General features: G+C 62.6%; 17 protein-coding genes. All 17 read right to left on the minus strand.

The genetic code is table 11. The features are described 5' to 3' along the window. Nucleotides 1-11: 11 nt before the first annotated feature. Nucleotides 12-2,096 carry a flagellar biosynthesis protein FlhA gene (gene flhA, locus DOM33_RS02375; RefSeq protein WP_110665481.1) on the minus strand — a complete coding sequence of 695 codons (2,085 nt, stop codon included), beginning with the start codon at nt 2,094-2,096 and terminating at the stop codon, nt 12-14. Further along, nucleotides 2,093-3,259, minus strand: a complete 1,167-nt coding sequence (gene flhB, locus DOM33_RS02380; protein WP_110665483.1) for a flagellar biosynthesis protein FlhB — start codon at nt 3,257-3,259, stop codon at nt 2,093-2,095. The genes flhA and flhB overlap by 4 nt, the downstream gene beginning before the upstream one ends. A gap of 314 nt (nt 3,260-3,573) precedes the next feature. Continuing rightward, complete coding sequence (cheZ, locus tag DOM33_RS02385) at nt 3,574-4,239, minus strand: protein phosphatase CheZ (protein WP_110665485.1); 666 nt, start codon at nt 4,237-4,239, stop codon at nt 3,574-3,576. Nucleotides 4,240-4,257: 18 nt separating this feature from the next. Next, nucleotides 4,258-4,647 carry a chemotaxis response regulator CheY gene (gene cheY / locus DOM33_RS02390; protein ID WP_110665486.1) on the minus strand — a complete coding sequence of 130 codons (390 nt, stop codon included), beginning with the start codon at nt 4,645-4,647 and terminating at the stop codon, nt 4,258-4,260. Nucleotides 4,648-4,709: 62 nt separating this feature from the next. Next, nucleotides 4,710-5,813 carry a protein-glutamate methylesterase/protein-glutamine glutaminase gene (locus DOM33_RS02395; RefSeq protein ID WP_275425786.1) on the minus strand — a complete coding sequence of 368 codons (1,104 nt, stop codon included), beginning with the start codon at nt 5,811-5,813 and terminating at the stop codon, nt 4,710-4,712. After that, a complete protein-coding gene (locus DOM33_RS02400) occupies nt 5,810-6,715 on the minus strand; it encodes a CheR family methyltransferase (protein ID WP_239495236.1) in 906 nt (301 codons plus the stop codon). Before DOM33_RS02400 ends, DOM33_RS02395 begins: the two co-directional genes overlap by 4 nt. A gap of 14 nt (nt 6,716-6,729) precedes the next feature. Next, nucleotides 6,730-8,904, minus strand: coding sequence for a methyl-accepting chemotaxis protein (locus DOM33_RS02405; protein ID WP_110665490.1), 2,175 nt, complete (start codon nt 8,902-8,904; stop codon nt 6,730-6,732). Nucleotides 8,905-9,034: 130 nt separating this feature from the next. After that, nucleotides 9,035-10,660 (minus strand): methyl-accepting chemotaxis protein, encoded by a 1,626-nt coding sequence (locus tag DOM33_RS02410; RefSeq protein WP_110665492.1) that lies wholly within the window; start codon nt 10,658-10,660, stop codon nt 9,035-9,037. Nucleotides 10,661-11,074: 414 nt separating this feature from the next. Next, the gene (locus DOM33_RS02415; protein ID WP_110665494.1) at nt 11,075-11,575 is read right to left on the minus strand and encodes a chemotaxis protein CheW; all 501 of its coding nucleotides are present in this window, start codon (nt 11,573-11,575) and stop codon (nt 11,075-11,077) included. After that, complete coding sequence (gene cheA / locus DOM33_RS02420; RefSeq protein WP_110665496.1) at nt 11,572-13,719, minus strand: chemotaxis protein CheA; 2,148 nt, start codon at nt 13,717-13,719, stop codon at nt 11,572-11,574. Before cheA ends, DOM33_RS02415 begins: the two co-directional genes overlap by 4 nt. 46 nt (nt 13,720-13,765) lie before the next feature. After that, nucleotides 13,766-14,680 (minus strand): flagellar motor protein MotB, encoded by a 915-nt coding sequence (motB, locus tag DOM33_RS02425; RefSeq protein WP_110665498.1) that lies wholly within the window; start codon nt 14,678-14,680, stop codon nt 13,766-13,768. Further along, complete coding sequence (gene motA, locus DOM33_RS02430; protein ID WP_110665500.1) at nt 14,677-15,564, minus strand: flagellar motor stator protein MotA; 888 nt, start codon at nt 15,562-15,564, stop codon at nt 14,677-14,679. Before motA ends, motB begins: the two co-directional genes overlap by 4 nt. 294 nt (nt 15,565-15,858) lie before the next feature. Beyond that, nucleotides 15,859-16,449, minus strand: coding sequence for a flagellar transcriptional regulator FlhC (gene flhC, locus DOM33_RS02435; protein ID WP_110665502.1), 591 nt, complete (start codon nt 16,447-16,449; stop codon nt 15,859-15,861). Nucleotides 16,450-16,451: 2 nt separating this feature from the next. Continuing rightward, entirely contained in the window at nt 16,452-16,781 is a 330-nt protein-coding gene (flhD, locus tag DOM33_RS02440; RefSeq protein ID WP_110665505.1) for a flagellar transcriptional regulator FlhD, read from the minus strand. 321 nt (nt 16,782-17,102) lie between these two features. Next, nucleotides 17,103-17,402 (minus strand): EscU/YscU/HrcU family type III secretion system export apparatus switch protein, encoded by a 300-nt coding sequence (locus tag DOM33_RS02445; protein ID WP_110665507.1) that lies wholly within the window; start codon nt 17,400-17,402, stop codon nt 17,103-17,105. Continuing rightward, nucleotides 17,395-18,603, minus strand: coding sequence for a hypothetical protein (locus DOM33_RS02450; protein WP_110665508.1), 1,209 nt, complete (start codon nt 18,601-18,603; stop codon nt 17,395-17,397). Before DOM33_RS02450 ends, DOM33_RS02445 begins: the two co-directional genes overlap by 8 nt. Beyond that, nucleotides 18,600-18,980, minus strand: coding sequence for a flagellar protein FliT (locus tag DOM33_RS02455; protein ID WP_162617866.1), 381 nt, complete (start codon nt 18,978-18,980; stop codon nt 18,600-18,602). The genes DOM33_RS02450 and DOM33_RS02455 overlap by 4 nt, the downstream gene beginning before the upstream one ends. Nucleotides 18,981-18,984: the final 4 nt, after the last annotated feature.

Raw genomic sequence — 18,984 nt, forward strand, 5'->3', positions numbered from 1 at the left:
GCCCCGAGAGTTCAAGACAGGCCCCCGATGGAGGTGGTCACGCGCAGCTGCCGGTCATCCGGAATCTCGGCCTGAGAGAGCACCGCCAGCGACTTGAGCTGACGACGCAAGAACCGCGACAGCAGCGGGCGCAAGGCGTGCTGTACGACCAGAACCGTGGGTTCGTCGCGGCTCTGCTGGCGCTCGACCGCCGCCGCGGACTGCTGCATCAGCGTCTCCGCGAGCCCGGGTTCGAGCGCCCCACCGTTGTTGAGTGCCTGACTCAGCACCTGCTCCAGGCGCGGCTCGAGCCCGATCACGTGCATCGGTTCGCGCCCGGGGAACCACTGCTGCGTGATCGACCGTCCCAGCGCAACGCGCACGATCGCCGTCAGTTCGCCGATATCGCTCTGCTGGGGGGCGTACTCCGCCAGCACGTCGAGCACCGTCTGCATGTCGCGAATCGGTACGTCCTCGGCCAGCAGATTCTGGAGGATGCGCTGCAGCGCCGTCAGCGACAGCACTTTCGGGACTACATCGTCGACCAGCGATTTCTGTTTCTCACCGACCTTGTCGAGCAGCTGCTGAACCTCGCTGCGGCCCAGCATCTCGCCGGCGTTTTCGTGCAGCAGATGGTTGAGGTGAGTCGCAACGACGGTGCTCGCATCGACAACGGTATAACCGTAGATCTGCGCGCGCTCACGCTGAGCCGTCTCGATCCACCAGGCGTTGAGACCGAACGCCGGATCCTGCGTCGGCGTCCCGTCGATCGCGCCCGAGACCTGTCCCGGATCGATCGCCAGCCACTTGCCCGGATAGGCTTCGGCGCGTCCGACCTCCACCCCTTTGAGCGTGATCACGTAGACGTTGGGCCCCAGTTCGAGGTTGTCGCGAATGTGAACCACGGCGGGGAGAAAGCCGATGTCTTGCGCGAACTTCTTGCGCACGCTCTTGATTCGCCCGAGCAACTCGCCCTGCTGGCGTTGATCCACCAGCGGAATGAGTCGATGCCCCACCTCGAGACCCAGCGTATCCACGAGCTGTACGTCATCCCAGCTCGCCTCCGGCGTCTCCTGCACGGCCGTCGGTGCCCTCTCCTCGACGCTCTGAACCGCCTGTTCGTGCTGACGCCGCGAGAGCCACCAGCCGAGTCCGGCAAGCGCCGAGGCAAACAGCAGAAAGACGAAGTTCGGCATGCCCGGGATCATGCCGAGCAGCGCCATCACGCCCGCGGCGAGATACATGACCCGAGCGTTGTTGAAGAGCTGGCTGAGCAGCTGCTGGCCGACGTCCTGATCGGTGTTGACTCGCGACACGGTCACGCCGGCGGCGGTGGAGATCACCAGCCCCGGAATCTGCGCCACCAGACCATCGCCAATGGTCAGCAGGGTATAGGTGCGCGCGGCATCGCCGAACGGCATGCCGTGCTGGATGATGCCGATCATCAAACCGCCGATCAGGTTGATCACCATGATCAAGAGTCCCGCCATGGCATCGCCACGCACGAATTTGCTCGCACCATCCATCGAGCCGTAGAACTCGGACTCCTGATTCAGCTCCAGACGGCGAATACGCGCCTGGTCCTCGCCGATGAGGCCGGCGTTGAGATCGGCATCGATCGCCATCTGTTTGCCGGGCATCGAGTCGAGCATGAAACGCGCCCCGACCTCGGCGATACGCCCGGCGCCCTTGGTGATGACCATGAAGTTGATGACGACCAGGATGAGGAAGACTACCAGGCCCACCGCAAAGTTGCCGCCGATGAGAAACGCCCCGAAGGCTTCGATCACCTTGCCGGCAGCGTCGCCCCCTTCGTGCCCTTCCATCAGCACCACGCGGGTCGAGGCCACGTTCAGCGACAGGCGCAGCAGGGTCGAGAAGAGCAGCACGGCGGGGAACGCGGCGAAATCGAGCGGTTTCTGGGTGAACATGCTCACCAGCAGCACCATGATCGACAGCGCGATGTTGAAGGTGAAAAACATGTCCAGCGCGAACGGCGGCAGCGGCAGGATCATCATGGTGAGAATCATGATGATCAGCACCGGGCCTGCCAGCACCTTCATCTGCGTGTCACTGGCCCAGCTCTGGCGGCCGAACCACTGAGTGAGTGCGTTCATTCACGCTCCTTGGCGTCATTATCGCCACCGGCTTCGTCCAGCTCAGTGGGTACGGGGAGGTCCTGCGGGGTCGGCGGCGTCTCGCCCCCGTCGGTTGCCACTTCTTTGAGGCGAAACGCCCACGCCAGCACCTCGGCCACCGCGGTATACAGCGCCGCGGGTATCTCCTGGTCGAGGTCGACGTGACGGTGAAGCGCCCTTGCCAGCGGCGGCGCTTCTAGCCGCGGGATGTCGTTGGCATCGCCGATCTCGCGAATGCGAGCGGCCACCTCATCGGCCCCCTTGGCGACCACGCGAGGCGCCGCCATCGATGTCTGGTCGTAGCAGAGCGCGACGGCGTAGTGGGTCGGGTTGGTGACGATGACGTCCGCTTCGGGCACCTTGCTCATCATTCGCCGGCGTGCCATGGCCTGTTGCTGAGAGCGAATGCGACCTTTTACATGCGGGTCGCCCTCGCTCTCCTTGTGCTCCTGGCGGATGTCTTCCTTGCTCATGCGAAGCTTCTTGGCATGGCTCCAGAGCTGGTACGGCACATCGATCATCACAACGAAGATCATCGACATTGCAATCAGCGCACAGCCTACCGCGGTGATCCGCATCGCCGTCGCCAGCGCCTGGGAGAGCGGCATCTCCATCAGGCCGATGAGCACGTCGCGCTGCGACATCAGATAAACGACGCCCACTCCGCCGACCAGTATCGATTTCGCGATCGCCTTGCCCAGCTCCGCGAGGGCCTGGGAGGAGAACATTCGCTTGAGCCCCTTGAAGGGGTTGAGCTTGCCAATCTGCGGCTTCATCGACTTGGCCGAGAGCAGCCACCCACCCAGCAGCATCGGGCCGAGCATGGCGGCGACGACGAACAGCGCGAACAGCGGAACCAGCGCGAAGAGGGCCTGCTCGCCGAGCGTCCACACGTGACTGAGCATTCGCGTGCTGTCGAAGGCCAGACCGCGGTCGAACAGGAACGCCTGCTCCATGACGCCGCCAAGCTCGCCGTAGAGCGCGCCGCCGGTCAGCCAGAGGCCGAAGACCCCGCTGATGAGCAACAAGAAGGTGGCGAGCTCGCGGGAGCGCGCGATCTGCCCCTCCTCGCGCGCCTTTTCCAGCCGTCGAGGAGTCGCAGGTTCGGTCTTTTCCTGATCGCTGTCGTTCTGCTCTGCCAAGCGGGGTCTCCGGCGCGTAAGGCGGCATCTCGCGTGGCCGACATTCTGCGCAGACGTCGACGACGTCAAAGGCACGAACAGCAGGATTTAGAGGGGGTTATTCATGGCGCGGGGAGAATGCCATTCAAGCGGGCGTCGATAGACGCGGCCGCTCGATGGCATGGGGAGCGTCGACGCCGGCCTGGACGCGGCTGGCGCGACCGGCGGGGAGGCGACTGGATGATCGGCTCGTGAGCCCGGCCGTCGTGACGGCGTTTGGGTCTCGGGGCCGCCAGGAAAGCGACCCGAATCCGATCCGTCGAGGCCGTGGCGCGTCAGAAGCCCAGGCTATCGAGAAGATCGTCGACCTGGTCCTGATTGCTGACAACGTCGGTCGCCTGCGGGTTGATCTGCGGACCGTTGAGAAGTGAGGAGGCGCTCGTGTTCTCCTTGGCGCCCTCCCGGCGTTCGCTGGCTTCGGGCGCGTTGTCGATGAGCACCTGCAGTAGCTGCTGTTCGATTTCGCGGATCACGTCCATCATTCGCTTGATGACCTGGCCCGTCAGATCCTGGAAGTCCTGAGCCATCATGATCTCGAGCAGCTGCGCGCTGGTGGCGCCAGTCTGATCGGGTACCGTCTTCAGATAGTGACGCGTGTCACTGACCAGCGCCTTGGCCTCGTCGAGCGCTTTGGGTTCGGCGAACCAGTCACCCCAGCGCTGATCCAGCGCCTTGGCTTCGCTTTCGAGCGCGTTCTGGATCGGCTGCGCACGATCGATGGCGTTCAGCGCGCGCTCGGCGGCCTTTTCGGTCATCGAGGCGACGTAGCTCAGCCGGTCACGGGCGTCCGGAATCGCCTGAGCCGCTTTCTCGACCTCTTTGTCGAGCCCCAGCTCGCGCATGTTCTCTCGCAGCATCCGCGTGAGGTTACCGATCCGACGAATGAGATCGTCGGAGGCTACGCTCTCCGTGGCACTGACGTGAGGGTTGGCAACGCTCATGATCTACCCTCCGCGGCTTTACTTGCCCAGTTTCTCGAAAATCTTGTTGAGCTTCTCTTCGAGGGTGGCCGCCGTGAACGGCTTGACCACGTAGCCATTGGCCCCGGCCTGCGCCGCCGCGATGATGTTCTCTTTCTTGGCCTCGGCCGTGACCATCAGCACCGGCAGAGATTGGAGCGCCGGTTCCTGACGAATCACTTTGAGCATCTCGAGACCGTCGAGGTTGGGCATGTTCCAGTCCGAGACCACGAACTCGAAGCCGCCGGCGCGCAGCTTGGTCAGCGCTTCCTGGCCATCCTCGGCCTCCTCGACGTTCTCGAAGCCGAGCTCCTTGAGCAGACTGCGCACGATCCGACGCATGGTCGGAAAATCGTCTACCACCAGAATGCGCATGTTCTTGTCAGCCATGAGGTCTTTCATCCTTCGATAAATGGGCGTTGCCGTGTTTATCGGCAGCGGGTCGATCAGCTTTAAACCCGCTGAGCACGGCCCGACAGCTGCATCTGCTGAACCAGATGACCGGCGATCTCCGTCAAGGGCACCACGCACTCGGCACCGCCGAGCGCGATCGCTTCCTTGGGCATCCCGAAGACGACGCAGCTCCCCTCGTCCTGGGCGACCGTGTGGGCACCGGCACGGCGCATCTCCGCCAGCCCCGCCGCGCCGTCCTTGCCCATACCGGTGAGGATCACCCCCAGCGCATTGCGTCCGGCGCAGCTGGCCGCCGAGCTGAACAGCACGTCCACCGAAGGTCGATGGCGATTGACTGGCGCACTGGCATCGAGGGCAATGACGTAATTGGCCCCGGAGCGTTGTAGCCGCATGTGCCAGTCACCGGGGGCGATATAGACGTGTCCGGGCAGCACGCGCTCGTTGTGCTCGGCCTCCTTGACCCGAACGCGGCAAAGCCTGTCCAGCCGCTCGGCGAAGGAGTGCGTGAAGCCGCTGGGCATGTGCTGGGTGATCAGAATGGCCGGACTGTTGGCGGGCAGCGGTTCGAGCACTTGACGAATCGCTTCGGTGCCGCCGGTCGAGGCGCCGATGATGACGATTTTTTCACTCGACAGGATCGGGGCTTTCAAACGCTCTTCCGGCACGCGATTCTCGACGCTTGGCCCACCCTGGCGCTTCGGCCGCGACTGGGCAGCGGCGCGTATCTTGTCGGCGATGGTATTGGCGTAGTCGAGCATGCCGTCGCGAATGCCGACTTCGGGCTTGGCCACGAAGTCCACTGCGCCGAGCTCGAGCGCGCGCAGCGTGATCTCTGAGCCTCGCTGCGTCAGCGACGACACCATCAGCACCGGCATCGGACGCAGACGCATCAGCCGCTCGAGAAAGTCGAGGCCATCCATGCGCGGCATCTCGACGTCCAGCGTCAGCACGTCCGGGTTGTAGCGTTTGATCAAATCGCGGGCGACCAGCGGGTCCGGCGCCGTCGCGACCACCGTCAGATCCGGCTGCGCGTCGATGATCTTGGTCATCAGGTCGCGGATCAGGGCCGAGTCATCGACGCAGAGCACCTTGATCTTGGGCTTGCCGGTCGCGGTGGCGGCATTGGCATGTGTGAATATCACGATGGCTGGCCTCGGCGCGCTGAGTCCGGCACCGCACGCGTCGACGGCGATGCCAGCGTATAGACGGTCTGGCCTTTCAGGCGAAAGACCTGGTTGAGAAAGGAGAAGTTCTCCGAGTGCCCGGCGAACAGCATGCCGTCGGGTTTGAGCTGCCCGGCGAAGCGCCCGAGAATGTCGCTCTGCGTGGTCTTGTCGAAGTAGATCATCACGTTTCGACAGAAAATGACGTCGAACGGCCCGTTCAACGACCACGACGAGGTCACCAGGTTGAGCGGCCGGAAATCGATCATCGCCGCAAGCTCGGGACGCACGCGCGCCCTGCCCTGCTGCGAGCCGCTGCCCCGCTGGAAGAACCGCCGGCAGCGTGCCTCGCCGAGCTTCTCCACGCTCTCGAGCGGATAGACGCCCTGCCGCGCGGTCTTCAGCGCCTCGGTGTCGATATCCGTTGCCAGAATCTTTACCGAGGCGGCGGCGGCACCGAGCGTCTCCTGGACCGTCATCGCCAGCGAATACGGCTCTTCGCCGGTGGAGGCAGCGGCGCACCAGATCTTGATGCCGGATCCGCGGCGGCGAATCTCTTCGGCGAGCACCGGGAAGTGATGCGCCTCTCGGAAGAACGCAGTGAGATTCGTGGTCAGCGCATTGGTGAAGGCTTCCCACTCTTCGGACCCGGGGTTGGCGTTCAGGCGCGAGAGATAGTCGCCAAAGCGCGTAAGCCCGTGTAGCCGCAGACGCTTGGCGAGGCGGCTGTAGACCATCTCACGCTTGTTTTCGGCCATGACGATGCCGGCGCGCCGATAGATCAATTCACGGATTCGGTCGAAATCTTGCGCGGTAAACTCGATATCCCGCGCGAATGGCGTTCCTGCTTCATTGAAACCGCTGTGCGAGTTTGCGGTCACTACGCCGGTGTCGTTCAAAAGGCTTCCCATTCTTCGTTATCGCCGCTGACTACGCGGCGAGAGGCTGGCATTGCTGCCGGTTCCACCTGGGTCGACGCGCGCGATGACATGGCGTGATCCGAATCGGACCGCTGCGGTGCAGCCGTCTGGTGACTGGTGTGTTCTGGTCCGGCGCCGGCAAGACGAAAGACGGCGATGGAGCTCGAGAGGTGATCGACGCTGGCTCGCAGCTTCGCCGCCGACGATGCCGTCGTCTGGACGCGCTCGGCGTTCTGCTGCGTGACTTCGTCCATCTGCGAGATGGCCTGACCGATCTGCTCGATGCCGCTGGTCTGCTCCTCCGACGCCGCGGAGATCTCATTGATGATGTCGTTGACCCGTGTGACGGCGCTGACGACCTCGGAGATCGACCCCTCGGCATGACGAACCAGATCGGCGCCCTGCCCGACTTCCTGTGTCGAACTGTCGATCAGGTCGCGAATCTCCTTGGCCGCCTGGGCGCTACGACTGGCCAGGTTGCGTACCTCTCCGGCGACGACGGCGAAGCCTCGCCCCTGTTCGCCGGCGCGGGCCGCTTCCACCGAAGCGTTGAGCGCGAGAATGTTGGTCTGAAACGCGATGGAGTCGATGACACCGACGATGTCCGCCACTTTGCGCGAGCTGTCGGTGATGCGCGTCATGGTGTCGACGACTTGCCCCATGGCATCGCCGCTGCGGCGTACGGTATCCGTGGCGCCATCGGCGAGCCGGCTGGCCTGACGCGCGTTGTCGGCGTTCTGCTTAACTGTCGCAGTCATCTGCTCCATGCTGCTGGCGGTCTCGGCGAGCGACGCTGCCTGCTGTTCGGTGCGCGAGGAGAGATCCTCGTTACCGCTGGCGATATCCCGGGTCGCGGGTTTGACCACGTTCACGTTGGCATTGACGTCGCCGACGATGTTGCCAAGGCTCTGACGCATGCGATTGAGTGCCTGCGTCAGACGCCCGATTTCGTCGTCACCGCGCTGCTTGAGCGTCGCACCGAGATTGCCGGAGGCGATCTGTTGCGTGAAATCGAGGGCTTCGCGGATCGGATTGAGCGTCGCTCGAATCGTGCTCCACCCCATCAGCAGTAACGCCAGCGCGCCGATCCCCAAAAGACCGAGCAGGAGATAGATGGCATTGCGCTGCGCCTGCGCGGCTTGCGCCGTCAGGGCCGCGCTCGCCGCGCGCTCTTCGTCCACGAGGGCATTGAGAGAGGCGCTGAGGGTGTCGGCACCGGCGAGCAGCACGTCGTTGTAAGCGACGTAGGAAGCATAGAAGTCCCCCTCATTGAGGGACTCCATGACCGCGCCCACCCCTTCGACCCGATAGCGTTCGAGCTGCTCTCCCAGCGCATTGGCGCTAGGCGTCTGGTTGTCGGGCCGACCGTCGTAGTAGTCGCTCCAGGTGGACTGGAGGTTGCTCAGCAGGTCGTCGATCGTTGCGTTGACCGGCTCGAGATCGGCGGCCATCGGATTGCCTACCGGTTTTTCGAGTACCGAGCGTCCTCGCGAGGTCAGCTGATCGATCTGCTGCAGGCGCGCGATGTCTTCGACGCCATCGACCGTCAGACGCTCCAGCAGCTCGCCATCCTTTTGCAGAACGTGCAGCGATATCGCCCCGCTCGCCGCCAGCACGATCAACGCAAGCGCCACCATGCTGACCAGCCGGCCCTTGAGTGAACGAAAGCTCATCCGCTGGATCGCCGCGAGCGGCCCTCGTCGCACCAGCTGCCCGCGCTCCAGACGCATTCCCGAGCGTTGACCGGCCTGCATCTTCGGGTAGGCGGTCTCGGCCAGACGCCTCTGCGCCGGCGATGGCTTGACCCGTACGGAGGTAAAGCCGACGACACTGCCCGCATCGACGATCGGGGTAACGGTCGACTGTACCCAATAGAAGCTACCGTCCTTGCGCCGGTTCTTGAGCGTCCCTGACCAACTCTCCCCCGCCTTGAGCGTGGACCAGAGGTTCTGGAACGCCGCACTGGGCATGTCCGGGTGACGCACCAGGTTGTGCGGGGCACCGATCAGCGCTTCGCGGTCGAACCCACTGGCTTCGATGAACTGCGGGTTGGCGTAGGTAATGTAGCCTTCGAGATCGGTCCGCGAGATGAGGTAGTCCTCATCCTTCAGGCTGTACTCCTGGTCGGTCACCGGCTGATTGTTACGCATGGCGATTCCTGGTGTTGTTATCCCTAGTCACACGTAGCCCGCCAGAACTCACCCGGCGAACCGTCTCTACTAGACAAGATTATCGACCGAACCCATTGGGACTTGAGTCGAGCGCATGCGACGCGACCGCTCAGGCCTGCTCGAGCGGCTGACGCCGCGCTTCGGGCTGCCACGCTTGGAAGCCGCCGCGCTCGACGATGTTCCGCGAGTCGATTCGATAGACGTCCAGCGCCTGTTCGAGGCGCTTCGACTGCGCGACCAGGGATTGCGAAGCGTTGGCGGTCTGCTGTACCAGAGCGGCATTCTGCCCGGTCACTTCGTCGAGCTGCGCGATCGCCTGATTGACCTGCTCGATACCGCTGTGCTGTTCCCGCGTGGCGCTGGCGATCTCGCTCATGAGGGCACTGACGCCGGCCACCGACTCGACGATCGCCGACATGGCCTGGCCGACCCGCCCGACCAGCGCGGCACCGCTCTCGACTTGCTCGCCCGACCGCGTGATCAGCGTGCGAATCTCACGCGAAGCCTCGGCGCTACGGCTGGCGAGATGACGCACCTCTTCGGCGACGACCGCGAAACCGCGCCCTGCTTCCCCCGCTCTTGCCGCCTCCACGGAGGCATTGAGCGCCAGGATGTTGGTCTGGAAGGCGATGTTGTCGATCATGTCGACAATCTCGGCCATCTCTCGCGAGCTTTGCTGGATGTGGGTCATGGTCGACTCGACTTCCTGCATCGTTTGCCCGCCCTGCTCCGCCCGTGCGCGAGTCTGACTGGCAGCGAGCGTCGCCGCATCGGCGTTGTCGGCGTTCTGACGCACGGTCTGGGTCAACTGCTCCATGCTCGAGGCCGTTTCGACGATGGCCGCGGACTGCTGATCGGTGCGCACCGCGAGATCCTGATTGCCGGTGGCGATCTGGCCGGCCCCGACGTTGACCCATTCGGCGCTCGCCCGCACGTCGGCCAACGTGGACGCGAGCCGCGCGCGCATACTCTCGATCGCAAACAGCAGGCTGGTATCGTCGCGAGCCTTGAGCTCCAGCGGGCGAGAAAAGTCACCCTCGGAAATCCGTTGAACGTCTTCTCGCGCACGCCCGGGATCGCCGCCGACCCGATTGAGCACGTCGCGAATGACCCAGCCGACGATCAGCGAGAGCACGCCACCAATGAGGCCGATCAGTCCGAGGTAGACCACGATGCCCTTCTCGAGCACGCCATCGATGTCGTCAATGTAGACACCGGTGGCGAGCTGCCAATCCCACTCGGGAATTCGAGTGACGTAGCTGAGCTTGTCGAACAGGGAATCGCCTTCGCTACGCGTGGAGACGTAGCGTACGACCCCCTCGCCACGCGCGTTGGCGACGTCGAGCATGTCGCGATACAGATAGGTGCCGTTGGCGTCCTGGTAGTCTCTCATCGAGGTGCCGACCTCGCGTCGGGGGTGTCCGACGATGGCGAGGTCCGAATCGAACACGAAGATGTAGCCGTCGGCGCCGAAGCTGAGATTGGCAATGTGTGCCAACGCGCGCGCCTTGGCCTCTTCCGTCGACAGGTCGCCACTAACGGCTTTCGCGACGTAGCTTTCGGTCAGTTGCTTGGCGCTGCCGATGAAGTATTCCAGGCTCTGCGTTCGCTGCTCGAACAGGTTCTCCCGCATCGAGTACAGCGACCAGACCGCGACCAGCACGAGACCGATCCACATCAGAACCAGAGTGGTCCAGAGCTTGCGTCGCATCGTCCAATTCTGGAATCCCGACATGATTTGATTCTCCGAGTTCGTGGATCGATATCCGATCGAGGCGTCAGCGACGCGGGACTTGGCGTCACGGCGACACCAGGTAGATCGTTTATCGACGGCTCGCGAGAGAGGAAGAGGCTGCTACGACCAAAGATAGGGTCGCTAGTTGACAGACTCACGCGCACGAGCGACGCCGATCCCCGGCATTCATCGGGAGTCGGCGAGGCGCAAGGGGTGAAGCGCGATTGAGCTTCTATCGGGCAAGAAGACCGGATTGGACGTGGGGAAACGATGAGAAAGATCAGCGACGAAAGCCGCCCTGCCAGCTCGGGCGGGCGGGGCGGTTTCATCGTATGGAGATCAGCCCTGGCGCGCCGAGCAAAGGACTTGCCGTTCGATCATTGTGACGAGGCGTAGCGCGGGCGCCCGGCGCCGTCAGGCAGTTTCGGCGGTGTGCTCGACGAGCTGCATCTCTTCATGTGTCAGCAGTTTTTCGATATCCACGAGCACCAGCATGCGGTCATCGAGACTGCCGATACCGTTGAGGTAGTCCGAAGAGAGTGTGACGCCGAACTCAGGCGCCGGTTTGATCTGCTCCTGTGTCAGACTCATCACGTCGGAGACGCCATCGACGACGATCCCCACGATGCGATTGGCGACGTTGACCACGATGACGACTGTCTGACCACCGTACTCGACGTTGTCGAGATTGAACTTCAAACGCAGGTCGATGATCGGCACGATCACGCCGCGAAGATTGGTCACGCCCTTGATGAAGGCCGGCACATTGGCGATGCGAGTGACGTTTTCGTAGCCACGGATCTCCTGAACCTTGAGGATGTCGACGGCGTACTCCTCTTCGCCCAGAGAGAAGACCAAATACTCTCGGCTAGCCGCGTCGTTGACGCTGGCGGCGGCGCTTGCTTGCGTTGTCATGCTGGCGATACCTCCGGTGAAAGCTGGCGTTGGTTTTCCTGGCGCTGCTGAGCCTTGCGGCGGTCGAGCCGGTGCAGGTCGGCGATATCGAGTATCAGCGCGACACTGCCGTCGCCAAGAATGGTGGCGGCGGAAATGCCCGGCACCTTGCGATAGTTGGTTTCGAGATTCTTGACGACGACCTGCTGCTGGCCGATGAGGTCATCGACCATCAGTGCATACCGCCGCCCCTCGCCCTGAACGATGACGGCGATCGCCTCGGTGACCTGAGTCTTGGCACCGACGACGTCGAGCGCCTGGTGCAGCGTGATGATCGGTAGGTACTCGTCACGAACCTTGAGCAGCTGATCGTTACCCGCCATCGAGTAGATGTCTTCGGCGACGGGCTGGAGCGACTCCAGCACCGCATTGAGCGGAAGCAGGAACGTCTCCTTGCCACAGCGGATCGACATGCCGTCGAGGATCGCAAGCGTCAGTGGCAGTACGATTCGGGTCGTGGTGCCGTGACCGGTACGGCTCAGGATCTCGACATGTCCGCCCATCTCCTGAATGTTGCGCTTGACCACGTCCATGCCGACGCCGCGGCCGGAAACGTCGCTGACCTGGTCGGCGGTGGAGAATCCGGGGGCGAAGATGAGCTGCCAGACGTCGTCGTCGCTCATGGTGTCACTGACGGGCAGACCGTTGGATCGAGCCTTGGCCAGAATCCGCTCTCGGCTCAGTCCGGCGCCGTCGTCGATGACCTCGATCAGGATGTTGCCGCCCTGATGCTGAGCCGAGAGCGTCAGCCGCCCCGTCGTCGACTTGCCGGCGGCCTGGCGCTTCTCCGGGGACTCGAGTCCGTGATCGAGACTGTTGCGCACCAGATGGGTCAGCGGGTCGACGATCCGCTCGATCAGACTCTTGTCGAGTTCGGTGGATTTGCCTTCCGTGATCAGCTCCACGTCCTTGCCGAGCTTGTCAGCGAGATCGCGAACCAGACGCGGGAAGCGACTGAATACGTAATCCATCGGCATCATGCGAATGGACATCACCGACTCCTGCAGATCGCGAGCATTGCGCTGCAGAAGGTTCATGCCGTTGACCAGCGGTCCGTGCGACACGATGTCCATGTCGTTGGCGGTCTGCTCGAGCATCGACTGGGTAATGATGAGCTCACCGACCAGATTGATGATCTGATCGACCTTGTCGACCGGCACCCGAATGGTGCTGGACTCGCTGCCCTTCGCACTTTTCGCCGCCTTGGGCTTGGCGCCACTGCGCTCCTTGGCCGGTGCCGCCACCGCCGGTGTCGAGTTCTCTACGCTTTCGCCGCTCGCCGTGGCATCGTGTGCTTCCACAGCCGCCGGGGCGTCGGCATGAGGCGACGTCTCGTCAGCCGGTGTCGCGTCTTCGGGGGCACTGTCGCTGGAGACAGCCGCTTCGCTGGAGGCAATCGTTTCGATGAGGAGCTGCTCGGACTCGATGATGAAGCAGAGTACCGCCTCGATGTCGGTCTGCGATTCGCCGCTTTCGAGTTCGATGCGGTAACGCTCGACGTCGCCGGCGTGCTCGCCGAGCTCCCCGAAGTGGGCGAGTTCTTCGATGAGTAGTTGACGGTCCTTCTCATCGACGCCAAGCAGCGTGATGGCCAGACGTACCGTACCTTGCGGTTCGGCCGACTCACTCGCTTCGGTATCCACGGCGGGTGTCGTCGGCTGTGCCTCGATCGTCGGCGCGGGCGGCGGCGGTACCGCGGCGGCACCCTCCTTCTGTCCGAGCTCGTCCATCGCCATCTGCTGAAGGACCCGGCAGATACGCTCGAACGCCTGCGCATCGGGCTCATCACCGTTGCGGTAAGCGTCCAACTGATCGTGAAGCATGTCTTTGGTTTCCAGGAAGGTGTCGACGATATCGCGTCTCAGCGTGAGCTCACCCCGGCGAGTGTGATCGAGCAGGTTCTCGAGACGGTGTGTCGTCTCCTGCAGCACCGTGAACCCGAAGGTTCCCGCACCGCCCTTGATCGAGTGAGCCGCACGAAAGATGGCGTTGAGTTCTTCGCTATCGGGATCGTCGACGTCGAGATCCAGGAGCAGTCGCTCCATGTCAGCGAGGAGTTCGTCCGCCTCTTCGAAAAAAGTGTCGTAGAAATCCGAAATGTCCATACAGACCCACCAGTGGGGAAGTCCTTTGTAGAACGAGACGCCGTCGTCAGCTCGTGGCGCGCGGCGCTCGCTCGTTATCGCTTGCCGTGAATGCGCCCGACGGTACCGTCTCGGGAAGCGGGATCTCGTTTTGATCCTCGATGGCCCGGCTGGCTCGCGCGTCGAGCACGACGATACTGATACGCCGATTGACCGCATCGCTCGCTCGGGTATCCGGCAGCATGACCCGCGATCCCATACCGGCAACGCGCAGTAGCTTCGCCGAATCGAGCCCGGCGGCGATCAGTTCACGTCGCGAGGCATTGGCTCGGTCCGCAGAGAGCTCCCAGTTGCTGTAGCCCTTCTCGCCCCCGGCATAGGGAAGATCGTCGGTATGACCGCTGATGCTGATCGAATTGGGCATCTCGTTGAGTACCGGCGCAATGCGCCGCAGGATCGTCACCATGTGAGGGGCGAGTCGATCGCTGCCGATCTGGAACATGGGCCGCCGATCGCTATCGACGATCTGCACTCGCAACCCTTCGGGCGAGAAGTCCATACGCAACTGCGAGCTGAGTTCGCGCAGCTGAGGGTCACTTTGAATGACACTCTGAAGGCGATCACGCAGCGCTCGCAGGCTGCGCTGCTCGTCGCTCGGACGGATCCGCTGGCGAGCATCGTCGCTTTTCCGAACCTCTCCCTCGGACGCCGTAGGATCGGCGCCGCCGCCGGGAATGGCGCTGGTGCTCGCCGAGCTGCGATCGCCGTTGGTCAGGGCGACGGCGAGCGGCGTACGGAAATATTCGGCGATTCCCTTGAGCTCGTCCTCGCTGACCGTCGACAGGATCCAGAGCACCAGAAAGAGTGCCATTAGTGCCGTCATGAAATCCGCGTAGGCGATCTTCCATGAGCCCCCGTGGTGGCCGCCTTTTCCCGCCCGACGACGTTTGACGATGATGGGGCGGCGTTCTCCGTCGCTCATGCGTTGTCCGTCCCGGTACTCTTGAGCGTCTGGCCACTAGAGCGCACGTGCTCCTCGAGCTCGCTGAACGAAGGCCTGACTGCCGTGAAGAGCGCCTTTCGGCCGAACTCCACGGAGAGCTGCGGCGCCAAGCCGTTGAGGCTCGCCATCAGTGTTACTCGAATGCACTGCAGCATCTTGGCGGCTTCGTTCACCTGGTGGGAAAGATGCTGTGCGACCGGAGTGACGAAGCCGTAGGCCAGCAGGATGCCGACGAAGGTACCGACCAGCGCCTGTGCGATGAGCTGGCCCATTACCTGGGCTCCTTGGTCGGCAGCGCCCAATGCGTGGACGACCCCCATGACGGCGGCGACGATACCGAACGCCGGTAGTCCGTCACCCACGGCAGTCAACGAATGCGAGGGAATTTCCGCCTCGTGCTGGAAGGTCTCGATCTCGTGCTCCATGAGCGCATCGATCTCGAACGGATCCATATTGCCGCTCACCATCAAACGCAGGTAGTCGGTAAGGAAAGCCATGATCATCGGGTCGGACAGGATCTTCGGATAGTCAGCGAATATCGCGCTCTCCTTCGGCGCATCGATGTCTCGCTCGATCGCCAGCATACCGTCGCGCCGGGCCTTGGTGAGCAAGCGGTACTGAAGTGCCATCAGCTCCATGTACATCATCTTGTTGTAGCGCTTGGTTCGCTTGAGCTTCGAGAACGATCGCAGCGTGGCCTTGATGGCCTTGCCGTTGTTGGCACAGATGAACGCCCCAATCGCCGCGCCGATGATCATGACGAACTCAGCGGGCTGAAACAGCGCCCCAAGGTGACCGCCTATGGAGACGTAGCCACCGAAGACGCTGGCCAGAACGACGGCGTATCCAATCAGAATTAACACAGGGCACGCTCCAGAAATGAGGCAAGTGAACTTGCTTTCTCTATCGGCAGCGCGGGGGCGGGCTTGAGCGACATTTCATGTGCGGTGGGTAAACGCGGTCAGCGGTTATGCGAATGGTGGCGCCGCCGACTGGGGAGTAAGCTCCATGCCGGATAGGATGTTTCGTCATCGAAAGCCGGTTGATGGAGGATCGGCGCTGGACACTCCATGCCGAGCCATGAGGCGGAACCGAAGAACGGGCCCTAGGGGCCCGTTCTTCGCGTCATATAGCAACGGCCAATGCGTCGGCCATTTTTAGTTCGCGACTCGCCGCGCAGGCGCCTGTGTCTCTTCCGAGGCGGCCTCGAGCGCTTGCGCGTCTGCAGCTTTGGAACGACGCGTCTTACCGGCGCGGGACGGCGGCTGGCAGATGCCGCAGACATAGCCTTGGCGCGGGCTGTGCGCGTGGGCGACGTAATCGCCGTGACAGCTTTGGCAGCGGGTCAGCTGCAGCAGGTCGCTCTCGAAAAATCGCACTAGCGTCCAGGCACGAGTCAAACCGAGCGTGGGCTCGGCGCCGTCGAGCTCGACCTGTTCCAGGTAGAGGCGATAAGCCTTGACGAAGGCCGACATGCGCTCACAACCGAGCTCCTGATCCAATCGCTGATAGATATTGTAAAAAAGCGATGAATGGACGTTGGGCAACCAGGTAATGAACCAGTCCGCAGAGAACGGGAGCATCCCCTTCGGCGGAGACATGCCCTTGACCTCTTTATAGAGCTTGATCAGACGGCCGCGACTCAGTTCGGTCTCCGTCTCCAGCACCTGTAGTCGGGCACCCAGCTCGATCAGCTCGATAGCGAGCTGAACCTGCAACATCTCACCTACCAGACTCTTGTCCGCCATGCTCAGGCCTCCGAAGACTTGGCAACGGCGCGACTGGCACCCGCCATCAACAACGATGCGTGCGTTTGGCTCAGGCCTTGGGCACGAGGATTGTGAAGCAGAAGATTGACTTGATCGGCACTCGTGAACCGTAAGTGGCACAGCAGCTGATTGGTTCGCGAAAGCTGGGTGAGCTGGCGAATGGAGAGCGCACCGATCGTGTCCGCCAGCTCAGCATCGAGATTGAGACGAAACATCGCCGATTCGCGATCGTCGCTCAGCAGACGCTGGACTAGCAGCAAGTACGATAAATTCAGATCCTGAATATCGTCGATGAGGCTATTCGAAGGCATTTTGGGAGTCCCTGCGTTTTATCGATGCCCTTATGGCGGGCACTCTTTACTGACAATGCGCCCAGCGAGATCGTGAGCGCGCTTACATCAGTTCTTTATGATGGACGCAGTTTGCGACTTTTTAGTGAATAAAAGCAAGTTTTGTTACTAAAATTATTTTTGGGTAATCCGACAAACGCCTAGAAATCGAGCCTATTATGCTTAAGTGTTTGATATTTTTATAAAATACCTTCACGCGGACGAAGATGGGGAAAGGTAGGGGGGTTGAGAATTTGTAACCGTTGATTGCGAAACTCGCGCTCAGGGCGGCCTAGACGCCCCTCAAACCGATTTTTCGTCCCACCCGCTCATACCGGATCGGTCGATTTCGGCAATCCACACCAACAGCTCGGCGACGACCTGATAGAGCGTTTCGGGAATTCTGTCGTCGAGATCGACCTGCATCAGCAGTGCGACCAGCTCGGGGGAGTCGTGTACGAACACCCCGGACTGCTGTGCGCTGTCAACGATGCGAGCGGCGACATCACCTTGCCCTTTGGCGACAACGCGCGGAGCGTCGTGACGCTCGCCGGAGTAGGCCAGCGCCACGGCACGCTTCCGGCTGTCGTGACCATCATTCATCCCCCACCCCACTTGGTTTCAAGCGGATGTCGGCGGTGATGGCCGCAAGCTGCAGACGTGCTTCGAGGTCCGCGACATGACGCTGAAGTGGGGGCAACGATTCCGTGACATCCGGAAGAATCTCGATTTGCCAGTCACGACCGCTGTTCTCTAGCACGAGCGTCACATCCCCCAACCGGTCCAACGTCAGTCGGACACGAGCTCGCCAGCGCTCGTCAGACGCCTGCTCCGGTTCAGACCGGCGACCCTCTTCCCCTTCAGATTCGACAATGGGGATCAGCTCGATCGTGACCGGCATTCCGGGCCAAAGCTCACCAGACCACTGCACCTGCGGCGAAACGAGAAGTTCGAGCTGATGCCGAACCAGCGATTGGAGCGCCTCCGGCGTAGTTGGGGCATTCAACTGGTGTGCGTGAATCGCCGATAGCCTCTCCAGTGCCGGCGCTAACGGGTTCGTCCCCTCTTGCGGTGGACCACCGACAGAAGACTGGAAAGGCGCTGCGACCCGGCCCTGAGAGCGTGAAACCACCGGACGCAAAGGTCCATCGAGCAGTGCCCCGCGACCCCCTGACGGCATGGCAGAGGCTTGACCAGACGCCTGGTTGTCGGCCCGCGCCGCCCTTCCTGTTTGCAACCAGGCATTGGGGCCCGACGCCAATGGCGCGGGTGGTTCCGGTACAGGGCGGAAAGTGAGCGCCAGCCAAGCCTGCGGCTCTCGCCACAAACGCTGCACGGGGAAACGGCCCTGCGACCAGCGGAGAAGATGGGATTCATAGAACGCGCCGCTGGATGCGATGCCATCCTTTAGCGCGTTAGCGAGTGTGGCCCCTTGGTTCGGAACCTCATTGAGCAACGCGGTGCGGGCAGCCGGCATCGCACCGGTCGAGGTGGGAAATTTGGCCAGGAGTGTCGCGATATCGACTGCGGCTCGACTGAGATGCGTCTGCGTCGAGGCGGGTGATTGATCGGCCCGCGCGGTCATCGTCCCGGTGGCGTGGCTATCGTTACGCGTTGGGACGACGTCGCTCAGACGGTTGTGGGACTGCTGATGAAGGCGAGAGTCGCTTTGCCCGGACTGTACGGCATCCGACGACACCGTGGACGAGACCGGTGCCGGCTGATCCTTGGCAACCGGCACATCGACACGCTTACCCAGCACTTGGTGTAGGAGCGTGTCGAGAATCGGCGTAATGCCGCTCACGGTCGCTCGTCGGCGATGGCCATGCGCGGTCGCGACACCATCTGGCTTATCCCGCCCTGGTAAGCCTGGCTTACTGCCTTTTGGCGCCTCGAATCACCGAGTAGCCGGCTCAGTTCTTCACGGCGGGTATCCAGCAGTTGGCGTGTCCGGGCATCCTGCTCGAGGATGCGTTCGAGCAGTGCGAGCTTTTCATACTGCTCGGTCTCGCTCGGCGCGATCTGCGCGTCGAGCGAGCGAACCTGGTCAAGCTCGACCAGGTACTGGGCTTCGCACTGCACCAGCGCCTCCCACTCCTGATGCTCGGCGTGCGCGAGCATGCGAGTCGAGACCACCAAGAGCTCTTCGTAGCGCTGGGTCAAAGACGATACTTGGGCCATGACG

Origin of the sequence: Salinicola halophilus (assembly GCF_003206155.1) — a bacterium.
Classification (GTDB): Bacteria; Pseudomonadota; Gammaproteobacteria; order Pseudomonadales; family Halomonadaceae; genus Salinicola; species Salinicola halophilus.